We start from the raw sequence: 16,538 nt of genomic DNA, 5'->3' as shown, positions 1-16,538 counted from the left end.
TTCGTGATCGGGTCAGGACAGAACCCAGGGACGTTCCTGGGTCCAGACGATGAGGCAGATATCGCCCAGCTCGAAGGGGCCGCGGCCGCGGCAGGGACCGACGGGGTAGCGGTTGTCGCCACCAACCGGCACGGCCCAGATGCCGTCCGCGTCGATCTTCGCGATGCGGCCGGTGAGCGGCGGGCGGTCGATCTTCGGCGGGGCGCCGCGGAGTTCGTGGAAGACCTCTAGACCCACAGCGCCGCTCCGGTCCAGCCGCGGCTGGCTGCCCCTCCGAAGACACCACAGCCGTAGCCGGTGCCGCGTGCTTCGACGGTGGTGCCGTTGCCGAGGGAGATGACGACGTGGTTGTAGTCACCCACGCCGATGCGGAACAGGAGTGCGCCCCGGATCTTGAGGGCCTCGTGTACGGGGATGGTCTTCCCAGCGGCCTTGCAGGTCGCCCACTGGGACGCGGCCGGCTTGCCGAGGGTCTTCCCGGCTGCACGGGTGGCGGCCTGGACGAGGCCGGAGCAGTCGTAGCCATCGGGGCCGTTCCCGCCCCACACGTAGGCCTTGCCCTTCTGTGCGAGCGCGAAGCGGACCATCCGCTCGCGGGCAGGGTTGGATGCTCGGCCGCCGGTGTCGGAGCCGTTCTGCCCGGGCACGTAGTTCGGGTCGCCGCTGTCGTGGCCCTTGTTGCGGCCGCGGCCGCTGCTCTGGGCCTTGGGCTCCTTCAGGACGTGCCGGGCGCGGGTGAGCTCGAGGGTGCCGTTGGTGGAGCTCAGGCGGCGCGTGAACGTGGAGGTGATCCACAGCCCGGATCCGGGGCCGAGGGATGGGATGCTGACGGGCGCGCCGGGCGTGAACGACAGGAGCCGGGTGTCGATGCCAACGGTCGCGGTCGAGGCGCGCTTCCCGACGTCGAGGTCGAAGTCGATCGACTGGACGCCGCCGACGTTCTCCTGCAGGACGACCGGCTTCATGTAGCCGGACTTCAGCCAGTCGTCACCGCCGAGCACCAGGCGGCTGCCGTCGGAGAACCGTCGCCAGTTGATGGGCTCAGCGACGTCGGAGCCGAGGATGTCCCAGGAGCTCTGCTTGTCGCCGCCGTGGGAGCGGGTGAGTGGGTTGTGCACCTTCTCGGGGTGGCCGGGGTCGATCGCGTAGGAGACACCGGCCTCCTTGGCGAGCCTGATCGCGAACGCTCGGCGGGTGGTCTTGTTTGCGCCGACCGAGAGCGGCTTCGTCTGCCGGCGGAGCGCAGCGACGATGGAGTCCTCGAGGGTGAGGGTGAGGTAGTCGCCGGACTTCGAGACGGCGACGAGCTCGAAGTAGATGCCGGCGACGACGGCCCATGAACGCTGGTCGATGGTGTCGTCGTTGATGAACTGGCGCTTATGGTCGGCGACGGTGATGGTGAGTGTCGAGGCACCGTCGATGGTGAGCGCGAGCTCGGGGTCTTCGGAGATCGCGGCGACCAGCTCGACCTTGCGACCGGCGGGGTGGTTGACGAGAGTGATCTGCTTCTGCAAGGCGTCGATGTCCGGCGCCGACAGGGCGCGCGCTGCGCGGGCCATCAGTGCTTGCCCTTGCGCTGGCGGGATTTCTTCGCTGGGCCCTTGACGAGAGGTGCTGCGAAGTACTGCAGCAAAGTGAGGGTGAGGGCCTGGCGCACGAGCAGGCCTCGCTCGTTGAGCTCGTACTCGCCCCAGTCGATGTTGGTCAGGACCCACCGGTCGGCGTCGACGACGCGGGCTGCGCCGGTCACCTTGAGGATGGGCGGCTGCCCGGCGATTGCGTTCTTCGCTCCCCAGGAGCGGACGATGGCGAGGTCGCCCGAGATGATGGAGTCGCGAGCGACCCCGATGGCCTCGATCCCGTTGATCTCGAGCGGCAGCGTGAGGGTGCGCTCCACGCCGCCGACCCAGGCCGCTGCGGAGACCTGGCGTGGTCGTGCGATCGACTCCCACCCGCCGACGCCGCCGGTGTCGCCTTCGAAGTCGGTCGGCTGGAACGCGACAGCCTTTCCGGCCGGGTTGACGGCCCGGATGGTGACGGTCACCGGCGCGCCACCCGGTCGTCGACGCCGTCGAGCACTGCCTCGGTGAGGACCTTCCGGTCGACGACGAACTGCACGGTGATGTGCCCGCCGTGGCCGGGGCCGACGCGCATCTCGTCGATGTCGTCGAGGCGGTAGTCGCCGAGCGCGGGGTGGGCGGCGCGGGGGACGTTGCCGTGGGTGAGGGCGCGTGTGGTGGCTGCGATGTCGGCGGTGCGCTGCTGGTCGTAGTGCTTGAGGGGAACCACGGCCTCGGGGCCGGCCTCGCCGAACAGGCCGAGGGTGGGCTTGGTGACGATGCCGCCCTTGGCGAACGCGGGGATGGTGAAGTCGGGAAGTGGGCCGGGGCCGTGGATGGTGAACGGCAGGTGGAGGGCGGAGTTGATCGCACCCTTGATGGCGCCGCCGAGGTTGCCGACGAACCCGCCGACGGCCTTGAGGCCGGCGAAGAGGCCCTTGAGGATCCGGGAGCCCATGTTCTTGCCGAGGGAGAGCAGTTGGCCGGGCAGGGCCGCGAGACGACCGGGGATGCTGGCGAGCAGCTTGATGATCGTGCTGACCGCACCAGACACGAAGCCCTTGATGGCGCCGAAGGTGTGGGAGAAGAACCCGCCGATGGCGTGGAGAGTGGTGGAGGTGACGGTCCGGATCGCGGCCCAGGCTCCACCGAATGCGGAGCGGAGCACCTTCCACCCGTTGACCGCGATGTGAATGATCGTGGTGAACAGGGACTTCCAGATCCCGAAGTAGGCCTTCACGCCGCGGATGAAGAGGCCCTTGACCGCGGAGATCCCCTTGCCGATCTCGCCCTTGACGAAGCCCATGCCCTTGGTGGCTCCGGTGGAGACCTTCTTCCACAGTCCGGTCCACAGGTCCTTGGTGAGGTAGGTGATGCCCTTCTTGAAGAAGCTGAGGATCCCGAAGTTCCACCACACCTGGATCGCGCCGAGCACGGCCTTGATGGCGCCGCCGAGGATCTGCTTGAAGTCGCCCCAGAGCTTGCCCCAGTTGCCGTGCACCAGGTCGGCGATGAGGTTGAAGACGCCGGAGATGACCTGGACGACACCGACGATGACCTTGATCGCGCCCTTGATGACGCCGATGACGGCGTCGCCGAACATCTTCAGGAGGAACTTCGCGACCGGCTGCAGGACCGGGAGGATCTTGGTGAAGGCCGGCAGGAACTGGGTGTTGAAGACGCCGGCGATCTGCTTGATCCCGGGGCCGAGCGTGGACTTGAGCTTGGTTCCGAAGTCGACGAAGACGGGCACCATGGCGCCGACGAACCGCTTGACGCCGGCGAAGGCCTTGGCCGCGTTCGAGGCCGAGCCGCTGATCTTGTCGAGCGCGCCGCCGGCGGACCCCTTGCCGAGGCCCTGGAACAGGCCGACGACGGACTTCACGCCCGCGGCGATGTGTGGCACGGCGCCGGAAGCGAGGTTCGACAGCTTGCCGAGGAGCTTGGTGACGAGCGGCAGGACTGGCTGCAGCGCGTTGCCGAGACCCGACTGGAGGGTGCCGACCAGGTTGCCCCAGGCGCCTGCGACGGTCTTCGAGCCGTTGATCGCGCCGTGGTAGAAGGTGCCGCCCTTCTTGGTGGCGTCGACCATGGCCTGCTTGACCATGCCGATCGAGATGTTGCCCTTCGACATCTCCTGGCGGAGGTCGCCCATGGACTTCCCGGTCCGCCTGGAGATGTAGAGCAGCGGGTTGAACCCGTTGTTGATCATCTGGTTCAGGTCGCCGCCCATGAGGTGGCCGACGCCCTGGACCTGCGCGAACACGTAGGCCAGGCCGGAGAGCTTCTCCTGGTTGCCCATCGCGATGTCGCCGAGCATCTTCATGTCCGGCAGGACGTCCTTCTGGGCGATGCCGAACGCGAGCATCTGCTGGGCCGACTGGGCCAGAGGGGCGGTGTCGAACGTCGTCGCGTTGCCGTAGTCGGTCAGCTGCTTGACCATCATCTTCGCGGTCTTCGCCGAGCCCGTGAGGGTCGCGAGGTTCTGGGTCGCGGTCTGGATCGAGACGGCCGACTTGAATGCCCATGTCGCGGTCGCGGTGCCGAGGGCGCCCAGGGCGGCCGCGCCGTAGCCGATGCCCTTCCCGACCATGCCGAGGGCGCCCATGAGGTTGCCGGTCTTGCGGCTCGAGGTGGTGGCGCTGTGGCCGAGTCGGTCGATGTCGTCGCCGACCGCGCGCAGGCCCGCGGAGGTCTGCTTGCGGTCCTTGAGCGAGAGCCGGAGTCCGACTTCGGATTCAGCCATGGACGATCACCTCCTTGGGTCGCGCACCCGCCGCAGGTGTCAGCTGCGGAAGGCGCGTGCGATCCACTTCGTGATGGCCTGCGACGTCAGCCCCGCGGTGCGGCCAGACACGTAGTCGGCGAACCACTTGAGCTCGTCGGCCCGGATCTTCTGGGCGCGCTCGAGGACCGCTATGGCGACGTCGTAGTCCTCGGGCGCGTAGCCGAGGAACTGCAGCGGGTCGAAGCCATGCAGGAGCGCGACCGCGGCGGTCTCGACCGCCGGGTCGCTGGTCAGTTTCCCTGCTGCTCCCTGTCCAGGTCCTCGTTCATGGTCTGCGACCACTCGTACAGGCGACCGGCGGCCGCGGTGAGGGCGACGTCGTTGTCCCACAGAGCGCGGGCGACGTCGGCGGCCCGGTTGAAGGCCTCGCCCTCGTCAGCGAGAAGGGCGCCGAGCTCGGGCCCGAACTTGAGCCACTCGTCGACGTCGGGGGTGAGGTTGTCGGGGTCGATGGAGACCTCGGTGCCGTCCCCGTCGACCTGGAACACGCCGATGCAGGCGTCGATGAGGAGGGCCGCGTTGGCGAGCGTGATGGCGTCGCGGTCCTTGGACTTCTCGGCCTTCTTGAGCTCGGAGGCCAGCCGGGCCTGGTCGACCGGCTTGAACCGCACGTACACGGCGGGCTCGTAGCCGGGGACCTTGAGGTCGAGCTGCAGCTTGGCCTTGCGGGCCTTCCTGCGCTCGCGCAGCGAGCTCAGCGGCGAACCGGGGGCGGCCGGTGCTGTGGCGTCCGGCTCGCCGGCGAACTCGTCGTCGAACTGGGTCATCAGGAGACCGCCTTGCAGACCATCGTGAGCTCGAGGTCCTTGGCGTCGGTGGAGGCGGCGTCGGCGTCGCCGCCGTTCACGGTCTTGAGGATGCCGGTGTAGGTGTCCGGGGTGCCCCAGGCGTTGCCGTCGTCGTCGAGCAGCTGCTCGGAGACGACCATCTGCGCGCGGCCGGCGCGGGGCTTGAGGCCGCGGCACAGGTCGTGGTCGCGCTCGCGCTCGTACTCGCGGGTGACGACGACGTCGCCGTAGGTCTGGCGGCGGGTGGCGGACAGCTTCGGGCCCTCGCCGGTGTGGCGGATCTCGAGGCCGTCTGCGTCGACCTCGCCACCGGTGCGCTTGTCGAACACGCCGATCGGGTTGCCGTCGATGAAGACGGTGATCCGGCTGTTGTTCTGGTTCGTCATGGTCAGACTCCTTCGGCGACGGTGGTGACGACCGAGATGACGACCTTCTCGGCGTGGGAGGTGAGCTGGACGGACACCGCGGCGTGCAACTCGCCGGCGGCCGCCGTGGTGGGGTTGTTGACGTTCTTCACGTCGACGTCGAACGCGGCGGCCGCGGTCTCGCCGAAGAGGGCCTTCTGGCCCCACAGCGGGGTGAGGTAGCCGCGGAGCATGCCCTCGAGCTCGCCGTACAGCAGGCCCTGGGCGTCGATCTGCCGGAAGAGGAACTTCTCGGCGCCGCGGGTGATCCCGGAGACCAGCTGCATGGCCATGCGGCCCCAGTTGAGCTGCTTGTAGTTCGGGTCGTCGGACAGCGACACCCAGCCGTAGAGCTGGGGCTGGTTGCGCACGACGCGGAAGACGCTGACGCCGGCGTCGTTGAGGGTGTCGTGCTCGCTGTCGGTGTAGCGGACGGCGAGGTCGGTGGCCCCGGTGACGAACCCGGCGCCGCGTCCCTGGTCGCCGGCGGGTGCGTTGTTGGCGTGTCCGACGGCGGCGTCGCCGCGGCCGACGAGGCCGGCGGCGATCACGGAGGCGGGGACCTGGCGGGTCGTGCCGCCAGCGGCAGGCAGGACGGACCAGCCGGCCATGAGCCCGGCGCGCTCGGCGCCGTCGGCCGCGGTCAGGCTGGCGGCGAGGGTGGCGATCTCGGAGGCGGTGGCGTCGGCCTCGGTGTCGAGGAGGACGCATCGGATGGTCAGCGCGGCGGCGTGCGCGAGGAGCGCGGCGTGCGCGGCGGTGGTCGCGACGCCGGGGATGAGGACCTGGCCGGCGCCGTAGTCAGGGCCGAGCTTGGCCAGGGCGGTGGCCCACTCGGTCTGGGTGACGGCGCTGGTGTCGACCGCACTGGCGCGCAGCAGGATCACCGAGGGCGCGCCCTGGGTGAGTGCGTCGGAGACGAACTGGGCGATGGTGTCGGGCGCGCCGCTGGCGGTGGCGTCGGCCATGCTGTGGCACTCGACGGGGTCGGTGGTTCCGGTGGCGCCGGCGTACACCAGGAAGGCGACGCCGGTCTCGGTGGGGACACCACGGCGCTGCAGCGCGGCCGTGACGTTGACGACGATCTGGGGTCGCACGGTTCCTCCTGGTTACTGGGGTGACTGGACCGACAGGGTTGTCGGCGTCGTGAGCACCGTCGGCAGGCCGCCGGCGTCGATGGTGGGGTCGAGGGCCATGCGGACCTCGACGTCGAAGGAGATGACGCCGGCGCCGAAGGTCCGGGCGTCCTCGCGGGACGGGAACAGGTCGAACCGTTCGCCGATCCACTTGGTGGAGATCGCGATCCCGCCGAGGCTCTTGTGGGCGAGCACGGTGGAGCGGGTGGCGGCGCACCAGTCGCGGACCTTGGCCTGGGTCTCGGCGTGGGTGCGGCCGCGGGCGTAGAGCCCGACGGCGATGCCCCAGGTGGCCCGGGTGCCGGACGTGGTCGTGGTCGGCGCACCGACGATGCCACCGGTGGTGACGGCGATCGCGGGGAGCTTGGCGGTGGCGATCGCGTCGGTGACGGGCAGCTGCTGCCACTCGCGGATCGTGCCGAGGCGCTCGGTCCAGCCGAGGGTGTCGACGGTGGCCGCCAGGTGCTCGCGCAGGACGGTCTCGACGCCGACGCAGATCTGGTCGGCGGAGACGACGGGCGTGGTCATCGGCCGTCCGCGATGTAGTCGACGAGGATCCGGCTCCACTGGTCGGTGACCGGCCGGGGCGGGCGGGGCGCGGGGTTGCGGCCGGGGACCTTCTTGCCGTTCTTCCCGGGCTTGCGGCCCTTCTTGACGTACTTCGCGTAGGCGACGTCGGAGAACAGCGCGACCTCGTCCTCGCCGACGCGGGGGCGGCCGGTGAGGGACTTCATCAGCAGGCCGGAGTCAATGAGGACGCGGCTGGAGTGCTTCTCGCGCACGGTGTCGGGGCTGAGGCGCCGCCACCGTCCACGGTTGCTCGAGTCGAAGATGACGTGCTCGTAGGCCACGAGGACCTCGCCGAGCATGTCGAGCGCGGGGCGGCCTTCGGCGCGGTCGGCGATGTCGCGGAACATCTGCATCGCGCGGTCACCGAAGACCTCGACGGTGAACTTCACCGGAAGCCTCGGATCCGGACGGGGTCCGGGTAGCACTGGGCGGGCGGGAAGTTGCCGCGCGGCCGTGCCGTGCTGGTCGAGATCCCGCCGGCGCCGCCGTCGGTCGGGACGCCGCCGTTGTTCTCGATGACCTTGCGGAGCTCGGCGAGGAGCTCGAGGTACCGCTGGTGCAGGTGGTAGCCGCGGCCACTGTCGCCAGCGGTCTGCTGCTCGGGGTACTCGGCGTATTCGATCTCGGAGGCCGTCTGCACGGCGATCGCCTCGACGGCCAGGTCGCGCACCGGCCCGGCGACCGGGTCGGGGCCGGTGAGGAGCACGACCTGCCGTGCGGCGCCGGAGACACGGGCCTCGAAGAACGGGACCTGGTCGGGCAGGTTGGGGTCGAGGATGTCCGGGTCACGCTGCTGGAGCAGGCCCTTGACCTTGACCTGGGTGACCTCCGCGAGCATCCCGTTGAGCGTCATGGGTCAGGCCTTCGCCTTGGCGATGCGGTCGGCGAGCTCGGCCCTGGTGCCGGAGGTGTCGAGGCCGAGCTCGGCGGCCTCGGCCTCGAGCGCGGCCTTGCTGCCCGGCTTCGGCTCCTCGGCGGACAGCCGCTCGGGTACGACCTGGAGCACGCCGGCGTCGACGAGCCTGTCGACCTCGCTGGGGAGGACGTCGTTCGGGACGTCCTCCCCAGCGTTGACCATGACGGTGCCGGCCGTCGCGCGGACGAAGGCCGGCACCGTCGCGGTGTAGCTGGTCATCAGCTGGCGCCGCCGGCCGCCGCGGCCTTCTTGGCCGGCGCCGACTTCTTGGCGGGCTCGGCCTCGTCGGGGTCGACCGGCGCGGCGTACTCGGCCAGGTGGCCGAGCTCGAGGAGCCGCTCCGCGTCCTCGGGGTCGAGGGCGGCCGCGTCGACCGTCTGACCGCGGTAGAGGTACCGCTGCCGGCCGTCGGTGTCCCGCGCGATGGTGAGCGCGGTCGTGGACTCGAGGATCTTGGCCATGGCTCAGACCCCCGTCACGATCACGGCCGCGTTCGGCTCCTGGACCATCGGGACGCCGGTCTTGCGGACCTGCACCTTCCAGCCGTCGCGGTCGTCGTCGCGGATCCGCTTGACCTCGACGTCGAGCGGGTTGGACGGGTCGCCCATGTAGCCGCCTCCGAGGTCCTCCCAGCCGATGGATCCGAGCACGGTGTTGTCGGCGACCAGGACCTTGACGCCCGAGGGCAGGTTGGTCGTCTTCATCAGGCTGAGGCCGGCGATCTCGAGGATCGTGCCGTTCTTGAGGATGTCGGCGTAGTCCATCGCGCCGGCAAACAGCTTGGCGACCGACGCCACGAGGCGGGCCCACGAGATGGGGTCTGCGGCGACGGTGTTGACGCTGTAGCCCTGGTTCAGCGCGTCGACCTTCGCCCCGGAGAGCAGCAGGTCGAGGAACTGGTCAGCGCCGGCAGTGTTCCAGGCCGCGGAGGCAGCCTGGGTCTGCGTGACCGCGGTGCCGATGGCCGACAGGGCGATCGCGTCGAAGCCGAACACGATGCGGTTCGCGAGCTTGATGAGCTTGCGCTGCACGATGTCGGTCCGGTTCCGGGCGACGTCCTCGTCGGACACCATCGACGCGAAGCCTCGCTTGAGGCTGGCCGCGATCGAGGTGGTCGCACCGCTGGTGTCGGTCAGCGGGTACTCGCCCAGCTGGTCGATGATCTCCGCGTCGTCGGCCGAGAAGATCGACTCGTTGGTCTCGAAGACCGCGGAGCCGGTGCCGGTCAGGTCGACACGGCCGGTAAGCAGGCGGCCGCCGACGAGGCGCTGCTGCACCAGGGTGCGGAGGGCCCGGTACAGGATGACCGGGTTGTTCATCAGGTAGTCGACGGTGATCTGCCCGTTGCTGAGCGACGGGTTGGTCGAGTAGGTCTGGTTCGTCATGTTCTCGGCCCTCTCAGCGGATGAACTTCGCGGCGAACTTGTTGCCGGCGGTGCCGGCCTCGAGGGCGATGCCCACGAAGAGGTCCGCGGCGTCGGTACCGGAGACCCAGACGGTGAGCTGGCCGGCGGCCGCGCACTTGAGGCGGTCGCCGACGTTGATGGCGCCGGCGGCGATCGGGCGCTGGATGTCGTCGAGGTAGACCGTGACGGTCTCGCCGACGGCGGCGTCGCGGGCGGCGATGCCGAGCCAGGTCGCGGAGTTGGCGCCTGCGGTGGCGCCGGCGGTGGTGACCATCAGGCCGCCGGTGATGGCGCCTGTGGCGACGACCTTCCAGGCGAGGGACTCGTCGGTCTTGGGCAGGTACTCAGCCACGGAGGGCCTCCTTCGGGATGCCGAGGCCGGCGGCGAACGCGTCGACCGCGCCGTCCGGGACCTCGGTGAGGGTGTTCTCGGCGTCGCCGGCGTGACCGACCTCGGAGACCGGCACCAGGCCGGGCGCGAGCTGGGTCAGGAGGGCGTTGGTGCCCGTCGGGTCGGCGTCCCACAGCGACGCGAAGTGCGCACGCTGCGTGGGGGCGATGCGGCCGGTGGCGATCGCCTGGTCGAGCGCGGCGTTGCGGGTGGCCTCGCGCTGCTGTGCCCGGGCCTCGCGGCCGTCCTGGGCGCCGGCGCGCAGATCGTTGAGGACCTCGGTCGAGACGAGGGTCATGCCCTCGGGGATGACCGGGGTCGTCGTGGCCTGGGCCTCGGGGGCGTCGGCGCGCTCCGTGAGTGCCTCACTGACAGCGGCCACGATCGTGTCGGCGTCCGCGTCCTCAGCGAATCCGACCTGCTCGCGCAGGGCCGCGAGGTGCTGGGGGTTGAGGTCCACAGCAGCTCCCTTCATCTTGTGTTCCCCGGACGCGGACGCGGCCGGGAGTGCGGTGGCGCCGTAGCGGCGCTGGTGGTGGGCGTCGGCCTCGAGGGGGTCGACGACCTCGACGACGAGCAGCTCGTCCTCGTCGTCCTCTCCGGGGGTCGCGGTCGGGCCCGCGTCAGGGACTACGGCGACGGAGTCGGCGAGCTTCGCGGCGACGGCCTCGCTGGCGCTGTACCAGGTCTCCTCGGCGAGGATCGCAGCCCAGTCGGCATCGCCGGCCTTGGCCTTGTAGACCTCGATGAGGCCGGAGGTGATGGACTCGAGGATGTCGGCCTCCTTGCGGAGGTCGGCCGCGGTGCCGTAGGTGTACATCCGCGCGTCGTGGATCATCAGCTGCGTGCCGGGGCTCATCACGGTCTCGTCGCAGCCGACCGCGATGACCGAGGCAGCCGAGGCGGCCAGGCCGTCGACGACGGCGGTCACGCTGGCCTTGTGGGCCCGGACCATGTTGAGGATCGCGAGGCCCTCGAACACCTCGCCGCCGGGCGAGTTGATCCGGAGCACGATCTGGTTGACCTGCGGACCGAGCGCGTCGAGTGTCGCCGACATCTCATCGGCAGACACGCCCCACCATCCGCCCCACGAGTCAATCGGGCCGTAGAGGCGGATGGTGGCGACCTCGCCGTCGCCCGCGGGCGCGGGGCTGGTCACGACGTTGAAGAACTCGGCCTTGTTCTTGGGCGGGGTGAGCTTGCCCCAGTAGCGGTTGCGCCCGAGGGCGGTCTTGCTGGTCACGGCGCCTCCTGGGTGGCGTTGTCGTCGGCGGGCGTGACGCCGCCGAGGTCCTCCTTGATGGAGGTCTTCGGAACGGGGTTGAGTGCGGCGCCGCCGCGCGGCGGGAGGCCGAGCGTGGTGCGGATGAAGGTCTCGAGGTCCTCGTCGGGCTGGAGCACGCCGGCGTCGACGAGCGTGGCGAGGGCGGCGACGATCGCGTCGTTCTTCGAGCCGATCTCGTCGAACACCAGCCGGGGTGCGGGTTCGTCGGGGCCGTAGTTGAGGTCGACCAGGTCCTCGATGATGTGCCGGCTGGCGGTGTCGCGGATGTTCTCGGCGATGGCCTCGATCGCGAGCGAGAGGACGTCGTTGAAGGTGTTGCCGAGGGCGTAGGAGCCGGTGCCGCGGGCGCCGCCGAGGTTGAGGATGTTGGCGAGCATGGAGCGGGCGATCTGCTCGTCGTGGTAGCGGATCGCACCCAAGAGGTCGGGCACGGTGCCAGAGACGCCGAGGAGCTTGAGCGCGGCGCCGTTCGGGAGGGCGGCTCCGGCGTTCTCTCCGGCGCGAAGGCCGGCGGCGATCTCCTCGCCGGCGTCGAGCTCGTCCTGGCCCTTGCCGGCGGCCTCGTAGACGGGGATGCCCATGCCGTTGCGCTCGGCGGCCTCGGCCTGGATCCGGAGGAGCCGGTCCTTGAGCCGCCAGTGCTTGTACGCCGGGCGGAGGACCGAGCGTCCGACCCAGTTGCCGCCACGCTTCTTGTGGACGTACACGACCAGGCGGCCGACCGGCAGGGTCGGGCCGGCGGGGCCGCCGCCGGTGAACATGCCGAGGCCGGGCGAGAAGAACCCGCGGGCGTACTGCTGGATGCTGATCAGGCCGCCGTCGCTGGCGACGTTCCACTGATAGATCGTGCGAGCGGGCCGGTAGCCGAGCTTGCGAAGGTGGAGCAGACCGTCGTCGACGGCCGGGTAGTAGACCTGCTCGAACACGGCGTGCCCGAACTGGAGGTGGTCCGGGACGGCCGTCTGGATGTGCTCGGTCCAGGAGAAGCGGCCGCGGGAGCGGATGGCTGCGATGTCGGTCTGCTCGCCGACGATCGGGAGGCCGAGGTCGCTGGCCACGTGGGCGGTGACCTCAGGTCGGCACCCCTTGCCGTCGACGCGCCAGCCGGCGCGCAGGATGGGCGTGACGACGGACTGGAGGACAGCCCCGACCTGGGCGTCCTGGGTCTCCATGTCCTCGTAGACCTCGAGCGCCTGGGGCCAGCGCAGCTCGGGCGTCTTCTCGAGCTGCAGCATCGCCCAGAACGGGCCCGGGTTCGAGACGGCGTAGCCACGCTCCCGGACCGGCATCGGAGGTGCTGGACGCGTGGCTGCCTGATCGACGGACACGGGCGTCACCTCCTTCCTAGAATCCGCTGCTGCGCGGGCTGAACCCGCTCGAGCGACGGCGAGCTGGTCGCTGCGCTGACGCCGAGCTCGTGGACGGCGAGCTCGTGGACGTGCGCGGGGCGGTGGCACCGACGCGCCGGGGCGGGGCGACCTTCTCGGGCGGCTTCGCGATCGCGAGCGCCCACCGGTGGACCGCGACGGAGAACGCGACGAGCGGGCTGATGTCGAGAGTCCGCTTGCGGCGGTCCCACTGCTGGGTGTCGCCGACGTACTTCGTGATCGCGGACTTCGCGCTCATGTCGAGCGTGGGCTGTCCGACGTGCGCGAGCTCGCCGTCGGTGATCATCTTCTGCACGGCCATGCAGGCGGAGCCGACCTCGGACTGGGTCAGCTTCTTGTGGCTGGTCTCATCGCTCGGCGTCTTGCTGGTGTGCTCGTCGATGCCGAGCTCGGTGAGCTGGGCCGAGAACATGTGCGCGGTCGGGGTGAGGAACACGGGCTCGAGCAGCTCGTCCAGGTCGTCGACCAGCTGCTTGATCCGCTTGACGACCCATCCGGTGCCTTCGTGTCGGTCGACCAGCCCGAGCGGCTTCCCGTGTGGCCCGTCGGTGGCGAGCGCGACGGTGGACCAGGCGAGGTCGGGCGCGACATCGACGACGATCAGGCCGCGGGCGGGCAGCTTGTCGCCAGCGACCCGGAGAGCGCGCCACTGGTCCATGTCGATCACTCCCCGGTGGCTCTTCGCCTCGGGGTTGCCCCACCAGCCGAGTCGTTCCCTGGCGTAACCGTCGGGGCTGAGCTCCTCGCGCTCGCCCTCGATGGTCTCGAAGTCGAGGCCGTGGGATCCGTCGCCGCGGACCAAGCCGAGTGAGGGGTTGCACTCGAACAGCAGATCCTCGTCGTCGAGGTCAGGTCGTGGTCCGTCCGGCGCGCCGTACTCGATCCAGGCGAAGCCCTTCTTGCCCGCTCCGGTGCGGATGCGAACCCAGGCCTCGCCGCCCTTCTCGTCGAGCTTGTCCGGGTCGGGCGGGGTGCCGAGGTAGATGATCTGGCTGTTGCCGAGCGGGCCCGAGGAGATGACCGGGCGGACGGCCTGCAGGTCCTCCTCGGACAGGTGCTGGGCCTCGTCGATGACGAGGAGGTCGTAGGTGGTGCCGCGGCCGCCTCCGCCGGTTCGGGTGGAGAACTCGATGAAGCCGCCGCGGGCGACCCATTCGACCTCGTCACCGTCAGGCCGGCCGACGGAGCGGACGGTCTGTCCGTCGACGCGCCAGACGTCCTTGAGGAAGATGGCCTCTTGGCCGTTGGTCTTCCGGACCGCCTTGACCAGGGCGTTGAGGTCGGGGAAGTTCGCCTTCGGGTCGTCGGCCTTCTCGCCGAAGAAGTGGATCAGCCGAAGGAAGGCCTTCCGGCTGGTCTTGATCTCGTGGGCGGTGTGAAGGATGGCTTCGCCGAGGACGACGAGGCCGAACATCTCGCGTACCTCGAGGACGCCGTTCTTGCCGTTCTGTCGAGGGACGGCGAGGCCGCAGCGGGGGTGGGTCCACTTGCCGTCGGGGCGACGCGAGAGCCAGGCGGCGAGGATCTCGGACTGCCACGGGTCGGGGACCAGGCGGTAGGCGGCCGCGAGGAACTCGGCATCGACGGCGTCTTCGGCGAGGCCCTTCTGGACGAGCTTGACGCGAGGGATGCCCTGGCGCCGGATGAGCTCAGTGGCCGGTGGTCGCTTGCTCACGGGCGGCTCGCCTGGTTGCCAGCTGGTCGACCGCGGAGACGGCCGGTGATGCTGGTCCGGCGGCCGCGGCCGGTGCTGGGGTTGCCGGCTTGCCGGCGGTCTGGGCGGCGATCGCCGCACGCAGCTCCTTGAGGAGGTCCTTGAGCGTGGTCTGCTGGAGTCGGGCCTCGGTCAGGACCGACTGGAAGCCGACGGTGACGTGGACGTGGTGGTCGCCCTCGTCGTCCCACCATCCGTGGCCGTCGAGGCGGAACTTCATGAGCTGGAGAACGCCCTTGCCGGCGATGACGTTGTCGAGCTCGTTCAGTCGGTCGACGGATCGGCATGCCTCGAGCGCGAGCTCGCCGGCCGGAGTGCCTTCCTTCTGCCCGAGCGAGATCCACAGCTCACGGCCGCGGGGATGCAGGCCCTTTGGGGTGTTCAGCGGCGTCGACTCGTCCGCGGGAGGTGTCTCGGCGTCCGGCTTGCGGGCGCCCCCCTTGCATCCGTCGCATACCCGCCGGCGAGGGGGGATATCGGTGCCGCAGTGACGACAGGAAGCCATCTGACACCTCCTATTGACACGTAAGCCGCCAGGAGGTACGAGCTGCGGTCAGTTTTCGAGGGCTCGGGGGGAGAGAAGGGGCGAGTCCGGTCTCTCCGCTCTGAGGCCCCTCCCCCGTGATTTTTCAGCCGTCGATCTCGTGCAGCGGCTTGAAGATGTCGAGGGCCCGGGGCCTTGGAGTGGATGTCGCTTCGGAATCGCTACCGCCAGCGGCGCCGGCCCCTCGCTTCTTGTTGCATGGCTCGCAGGAACCACGCAGGTTCGTCCGCTCCATCGCCAGGTGAGGGTGCGTCTTGACCGGCTTGATGTGGTCGGCCGTCGTGCTCGCACCGGTGCAGCCAGGCAGGCGCAGCCGGCAGTCGGGTTCCTCCTCGACGACCTGGTCGCGCAGCTTCCTCCAGGCGCGGGTCTTGCGTGGGTCGCTGGGCTGCGCGGTCATGGGCAACCTCCGGCGGGCTGCCCCGGCCCGGGCTCGCACCGGGCAAGCCCCTGCCCCACATGCCCGGGCCGGAGAACGAAGAAGGCCCGGGCGTTGATCGCCTCGGGCCTCGCTGCGGGTACACGTGTACCGCTGGCACAGTTCTACATTCCATGCTCAGCGAAGGCAAGGACGCTGTGCTCGACGCGCCGAGATCACCCCGATCTGCGGCGCGCCTGCCTGGCCTTCATGGCGTGGTACCGGTCGGCCAGTGGCTGTAGCTCGGCCAGGGTGAACAGCGGCTTGAGTCCTCCCGGCACAGCGGCCGTGAGCATCCCAGCCGGCGCTGCCCGCTCTGCCTTCCACCACTGGTAGATCAACGAGGGCTTCACGTCGAGCAGCACCCCAGCCTGCTCGGCCGTGTACATCTCCTGGCTCACGCGTCGACCTGCAGCAGCTCGCGTGTTCGTGCCGATGATCCCGACTTCGAAGTGTTCGGTGATCCAGCGGTCCTGCTCGCTCATCGACGTCATGACGACTCACCCCCGGACCGTATGCGCGGCTCAGGCCCTTCGACGACGCCCAGTCCAGCCTCTTCTTCGATCCGGAGGGCCCGGAGGAAGAACCACGACATCTCTTGCCTGTTGATCTCGCGGGATCCGTTCCTGGTATACCAGTCCCGCGCAGCGGAGCGGATCGCCTCCGCCGCGTTGCGAGCAGCGTGCTCCTTAACGCGCTCAGCGAGCAGTCCGTCGATGTAGGCCCGGGCGTCGAACCGGTCGCCGTCGCAGATCGCGTCGTGCAGCGGCTCCCACTCGGCGTCGGTGAGTCGCACATCCTCGGTCGTCATGCTCGACCTCCCTCGTTGATCAGGACGGGCGAGTGCGCGGGACAGTCACCCGCGATCAGGTGGCCGTTCGTCGGCGACGGCGGACACGTGCATGCGTTCGGGTCGGACACGAACTCGCAGTTGCGGCGGAAGTACTCCTCGTAGGTCGCCCCACGTCGGAACGGCTTCTCGGTCGTCTCCCAGCCCACGTCGTAGTAGGGCTTCTCGTTGCTGCCGTGGTTGCGCAGGACGGTGATCGTGCGCAGCGCGCCGGTCTTCTTGACCCGCCACACCTGGGCGACCGCGAGTCGCGCTTCCTCGGTCGTCATGCTCGGTCCTCCTCACTCGGGGCGGCGGGCCGTATGCGCGGCTTGCAGTACGCCGGTCCTGCCGCCGTCGAATGCTCGGAGCACCAGCCGTCGGGCGTCATCCGACACGACG

At 69.9% G+C, this 16,538-nt stretch carries 23 protein-coding genes; all 23 read right to left on the bottom strand.

The features are described 5' to 3' along the window. Positions 1 to 12 precede the first annotated feature (12 nt). The 23 genes from ACYVAQ_RS20770 to ACYVAQ_RS20660 all read right to left on the bottom strand — a co-directional run bounded on the left by ACYVAQ_RS20770 (position 13) and on the right by ACYVAQ_RS20660 (position 16,426). The gene (locus ACYVAQ_RS20770; protein WP_460792433.1) at positions 13 to 237 is read right to left on the bottom strand and encodes a hypothetical protein; all 225 of its coding nucleotides are present in this window, start codon (positions 235 to 237) and stop codon (positions 13 to 15) included. Beyond that, positions 228 to 1,559, bottom strand: coding sequence for a C40 family peptidase (locus tag ACYVAQ_RS20765; RefSeq protein WP_460792431.1), 1,332 nt, complete (start codon positions 1,557 to 1,559; stop codon positions 228 to 230). Before ACYVAQ_RS20765 ends, ACYVAQ_RS20770 begins: the two co-directional genes overlap by 10 nt. Then, positions 1,559 to 2,044 carry a hypothetical protein gene (locus ACYVAQ_RS20760; RefSeq protein WP_460792430.1) on the bottom strand — a complete coding sequence of 162 codons (486 nt, stop codon included), beginning with the start codon at positions 2,042 to 2,044 and terminating at the stop codon, positions 1,559 to 1,561. The genes ACYVAQ_RS20765 and ACYVAQ_RS20760 overlap by 1 nt, the downstream gene beginning before the upstream one ends. After that, a complete protein-coding gene (locus ACYVAQ_RS20755; RefSeq protein ID WP_460792429.1) occupies positions 2,041 to 4,305 on the bottom strand; it encodes a tape measure protein in 2,265 nt (754 codons plus the stop codon). The genes ACYVAQ_RS20760 and ACYVAQ_RS20755 overlap by 4 nt, the downstream gene beginning before the upstream one ends. A gap of 39 nt (positions 4,306 to 4,344) precedes the next feature. Continuing rightward, a complete protein-coding gene (locus ACYVAQ_RS20750; protein ID WP_460792428.1) occupies positions 4,345 to 4,629 on the bottom strand; it encodes a hypothetical protein in 285 nt (94 codons plus the stop codon). Then, positions 4,578 to 5,114, bottom strand: coding sequence for a hypothetical protein (locus ACYVAQ_RS20745; protein ID WP_460792427.1), 537 nt, complete (start codon positions 5,112 to 5,114; stop codon positions 4,578 to 4,580). Before ACYVAQ_RS20745 ends, ACYVAQ_RS20750 begins: the two co-directional genes overlap by 52 nt. After that, entirely contained in the window at positions 5,114 to 5,521 is a 408-nt protein-coding gene (locus tag ACYVAQ_RS20740) for a hypothetical protein (protein WP_460792426.1), read from the bottom strand. The genes ACYVAQ_RS20745 and ACYVAQ_RS20740 overlap by 1 nt, the downstream gene beginning before the upstream one ends. A gap of 2 nt (positions 5,522 to 5,523) precedes the next feature. After that, positions 5,524 to 6,636, bottom strand: coding sequence for a hypothetical protein (locus ACYVAQ_RS20735; RefSeq protein WP_460792425.1), 1,113 nt, complete (start codon positions 6,634 to 6,636; stop codon positions 5,524 to 5,526). A 12-nt stretch (positions 6,637 to 6,648) separates the two neighbouring features. After that, a complete protein-coding gene (locus ACYVAQ_RS20730; protein ID WP_460792424.1) occupies positions 6,649 to 7,203 on the bottom strand; it encodes a hypothetical protein in 555 nt (184 codons plus the stop codon). Next, positions 7,200 to 7,634, bottom strand: a complete 435-nt coding sequence (locus ACYVAQ_RS20725) for a hypothetical protein (protein ID WP_460792423.1) — start codon at positions 7,632 to 7,634, stop codon at positions 7,200 to 7,202. The genes ACYVAQ_RS20730 and ACYVAQ_RS20725 overlap by 4 nt, the downstream gene beginning before the upstream one ends. Further along, positions 7,631 to 8,098, bottom strand: a complete 468-nt coding sequence (locus tag ACYVAQ_RS20720; protein WP_460792422.1) for a hypothetical protein — start codon at positions 8,096 to 8,098, stop codon at positions 7,631 to 7,633. Before ACYVAQ_RS20720 ends, ACYVAQ_RS20725 begins: the two co-directional genes overlap by 4 nt. Positions 8,099 to 8,101: 3 nt before the next feature. Next, positions 8,102 to 8,380: an SAP domain-containing protein gene (locus ACYVAQ_RS20715; protein WP_460792421.1), complete on the bottom strand. Its 279-nt coding sequence runs from the start codon at positions 8,378 to 8,380 to the stop codon at positions 8,102 to 8,104. Then, a complete protein-coding gene (locus ACYVAQ_RS20710) occupies positions 8,380 to 8,622 on the bottom strand; it encodes a hypothetical protein (protein WP_460792419.1) in 243 nt (80 codons plus the stop codon). The genes ACYVAQ_RS20715 and ACYVAQ_RS20710 overlap by 1 nt, the downstream gene beginning before the upstream one ends. A gap of 3 nt (positions 8,623 to 8,625) precedes the next feature. Continuing rightward, positions 8,626 to 9,546 carry a phage major capsid protein gene (locus ACYVAQ_RS20705; protein WP_460792418.1) on the bottom strand — a complete coding sequence of 307 codons (921 nt, stop codon included), beginning with the start codon at positions 9,544 to 9,546 and terminating at the stop codon, positions 8,626 to 8,628. A gap of 13 nt (positions 9,547 to 9,559) precedes the next feature. Beyond that, positions 9,560 to 9,919, bottom strand: a complete 360-nt coding sequence (locus tag ACYVAQ_RS20700; protein WP_460792417.1) for a capsid cement protein — start codon at positions 9,917 to 9,919, stop codon at positions 9,560 to 9,562. Then, positions 9,912 to 11,201: a head maturation protease, ClpP-related gene (locus ACYVAQ_RS20695; protein WP_460792415.1), complete on the bottom strand. Its 1,290-nt coding sequence runs from the start codon at positions 11,199 to 11,201 to the stop codon at positions 9,912 to 9,914. The genes ACYVAQ_RS20700 and ACYVAQ_RS20695 overlap by 8 nt, the downstream gene beginning before the upstream one ends. Then, the gene (locus ACYVAQ_RS20690; protein ID WP_460792414.1) at positions 11,198 to 12,571 is read right to left on the bottom strand and encodes a phage portal protein family protein; all 1,374 of its coding nucleotides are present in this window, start codon (positions 12,569 to 12,571) and stop codon (positions 11,198 to 11,200) included. The genes ACYVAQ_RS20695 and ACYVAQ_RS20690 overlap by 4 nt, the downstream gene beginning before the upstream one ends. Before the next feature lie 16 nt (positions 12,572 to 12,587). Beyond that, positions 12,588 to 14,306, bottom strand: a complete 1,719-nt coding sequence (locus ACYVAQ_RS20685; protein ID WP_460792412.1) for a hypothetical protein — start codon at positions 14,304 to 14,306, stop codon at positions 12,588 to 12,590. After that, positions 14,281 to 14,850: a hypothetical protein gene (locus tag ACYVAQ_RS20680; protein ID WP_460792411.1), complete on the bottom strand. Its 570-nt coding sequence runs from the start codon at positions 14,848 to 14,850 to the stop codon at positions 14,281 to 14,283. The genes ACYVAQ_RS20685 and ACYVAQ_RS20680 overlap by 26 nt, the downstream gene beginning before the upstream one ends. 124 nt (positions 14,851 to 14,974) lie before the next feature. Further along, entirely contained in the window at positions 14,975 to 15,289 is a 315-nt protein-coding gene (locus tag ACYVAQ_RS20675; protein WP_460792410.1) for an HNH endonuclease, read from the bottom strand. A gap of 194 nt (positions 15,290 to 15,483) precedes the next feature. Next, positions 15,484 to 15,792 carry a hypothetical protein gene (locus ACYVAQ_RS20670; RefSeq protein ID WP_460792409.1) on the bottom strand — a complete coding sequence of 103 codons (309 nt, stop codon included), beginning with the start codon at positions 15,790 to 15,792 and terminating at the stop codon, positions 15,484 to 15,486. A 5-nt stretch (positions 15,793 to 15,797) separates the two neighbouring features. Further along, positions 15,798 to 16,118: a hypothetical protein gene (locus ACYVAQ_RS20665; protein WP_460792408.1), complete on the bottom strand. Its 321-nt coding sequence runs from the start codon at positions 16,116 to 16,118 to the stop codon at positions 15,798 to 15,800. After that, complete coding sequence (locus ACYVAQ_RS20660; RefSeq protein WP_460792407.1) at positions 16,115 to 16,426, bottom strand: hypothetical protein; 312 nt, start codon at positions 16,424 to 16,426, stop codon at positions 16,115 to 16,117. The genes ACYVAQ_RS20665 and ACYVAQ_RS20660 overlap by 4 nt, the downstream gene beginning before the upstream one ends. Positions 16,427 to 16,538 lie beyond the last annotated feature (112 nt).

The organism is Nocardioides maradonensis (genome assembly GCF_054777115.1).
Note: the sequence above shows the minus strand (reverse complement) of the source record. Positions and strands in the feature narration are given on the sequence as shown.

Bases quoted from the DNA above. Each gene is read 5' to 3' on its own strand.
- ACYVAQ_RS20765 (WP_460792431.1), bottom strand. From the start codon at position 1,559: ATGGCCCGCGCAGCGCGCGCCCTGTCGGCGCCGGACATCGACGCCTTG.
- ACYVAQ_RS20755 (WP_460792429.1), bottom strand. From the start codon at position 4,305: ATGGCTGAATCCGAAGTCGGACTCCGGCTCTCGCTCAAGGACCGCAAG.
- ACYVAQ_RS20745 (WP_460792427.1), bottom strand. From the start codon at position 5,114: ATGACCCAGTTCGACGACGAGTTCGCCGGCGAGCCGGACGCCACAGCA.
- ACYVAQ_RS20740 (WP_460792426.1), bottom strand. From the start codon at position 5,521: ATGACGAACCAGAACAACAGCCGGATCACCGTCTTCATCGACGGCAAC.
- ACYVAQ_RS20730 (WP_460792424.1), bottom strand. From the start codon at position 7,203: ATGACCACGCCCGTCGTCTCCGCCGACCAGATCTGCGTCGGCGTCGAG.
- ACYVAQ_RS20720 (WP_460792422.1), bottom strand. From the start codon at position 8,098: ATGACGCTCAACGGGATGCTCGCGGAGGTCACCCAGGTCAAGGTCAAG.
- ACYVAQ_RS20715 (WP_460792421.1), bottom strand. From the start codon at position 8,380: ATGACCAGCTACACCGCGACGGTGCCGGCCTTCGTCCGCGCGACGGCC.
- ACYVAQ_RS20710 (WP_460792419.1), bottom strand. From the start codon at position 8,622: ATGGCCAAGATCCTCGAGTCCACGACCGCGCTCACCATCGCGCGGGAC.
- ACYVAQ_RS20705 (WP_460792418.1), bottom strand. From the start codon at position 9,546: ATGACGAACCAGACCTACTCGACCAACCCGTCGCTCAGCAACGGGCAG.
- ACYVAQ_RS20680 (WP_460792411.1), bottom strand. From the start codon at position 14,850: ATGGCTTCCTGTCGTCACTGCGGCACCGATATCCCCCCTCGCCGGCGG.
- ACYVAQ_RS20675 (WP_460792410.1), bottom strand. From the start codon at position 15,289: ATGACCGCGCAGCCCAGCGACCCACGCAAGACCCGCGCCTGGAGGAAG.
- ACYVAQ_RS20670 (WP_460792409.1), bottom strand. From the start codon at position 15,792: ATGAGCGAGCAGGACCGCTGGATCACCGAACACTTCGAAGTCGGGATC.
- ACYVAQ_RS20665 (WP_460792408.1), bottom strand. From the start codon at position 16,118: ATGACGACCGAGGATGTGCGACTCACCGACGCCGAGTGGGAGCCGCTG.
- ACYVAQ_RS20660 (WP_460792407.1), bottom strand. From the start codon at position 16,426: ATGACGACCGAGGAAGCGCGACTCGCGGTCGCCCAGGTGTGGCGGGTC.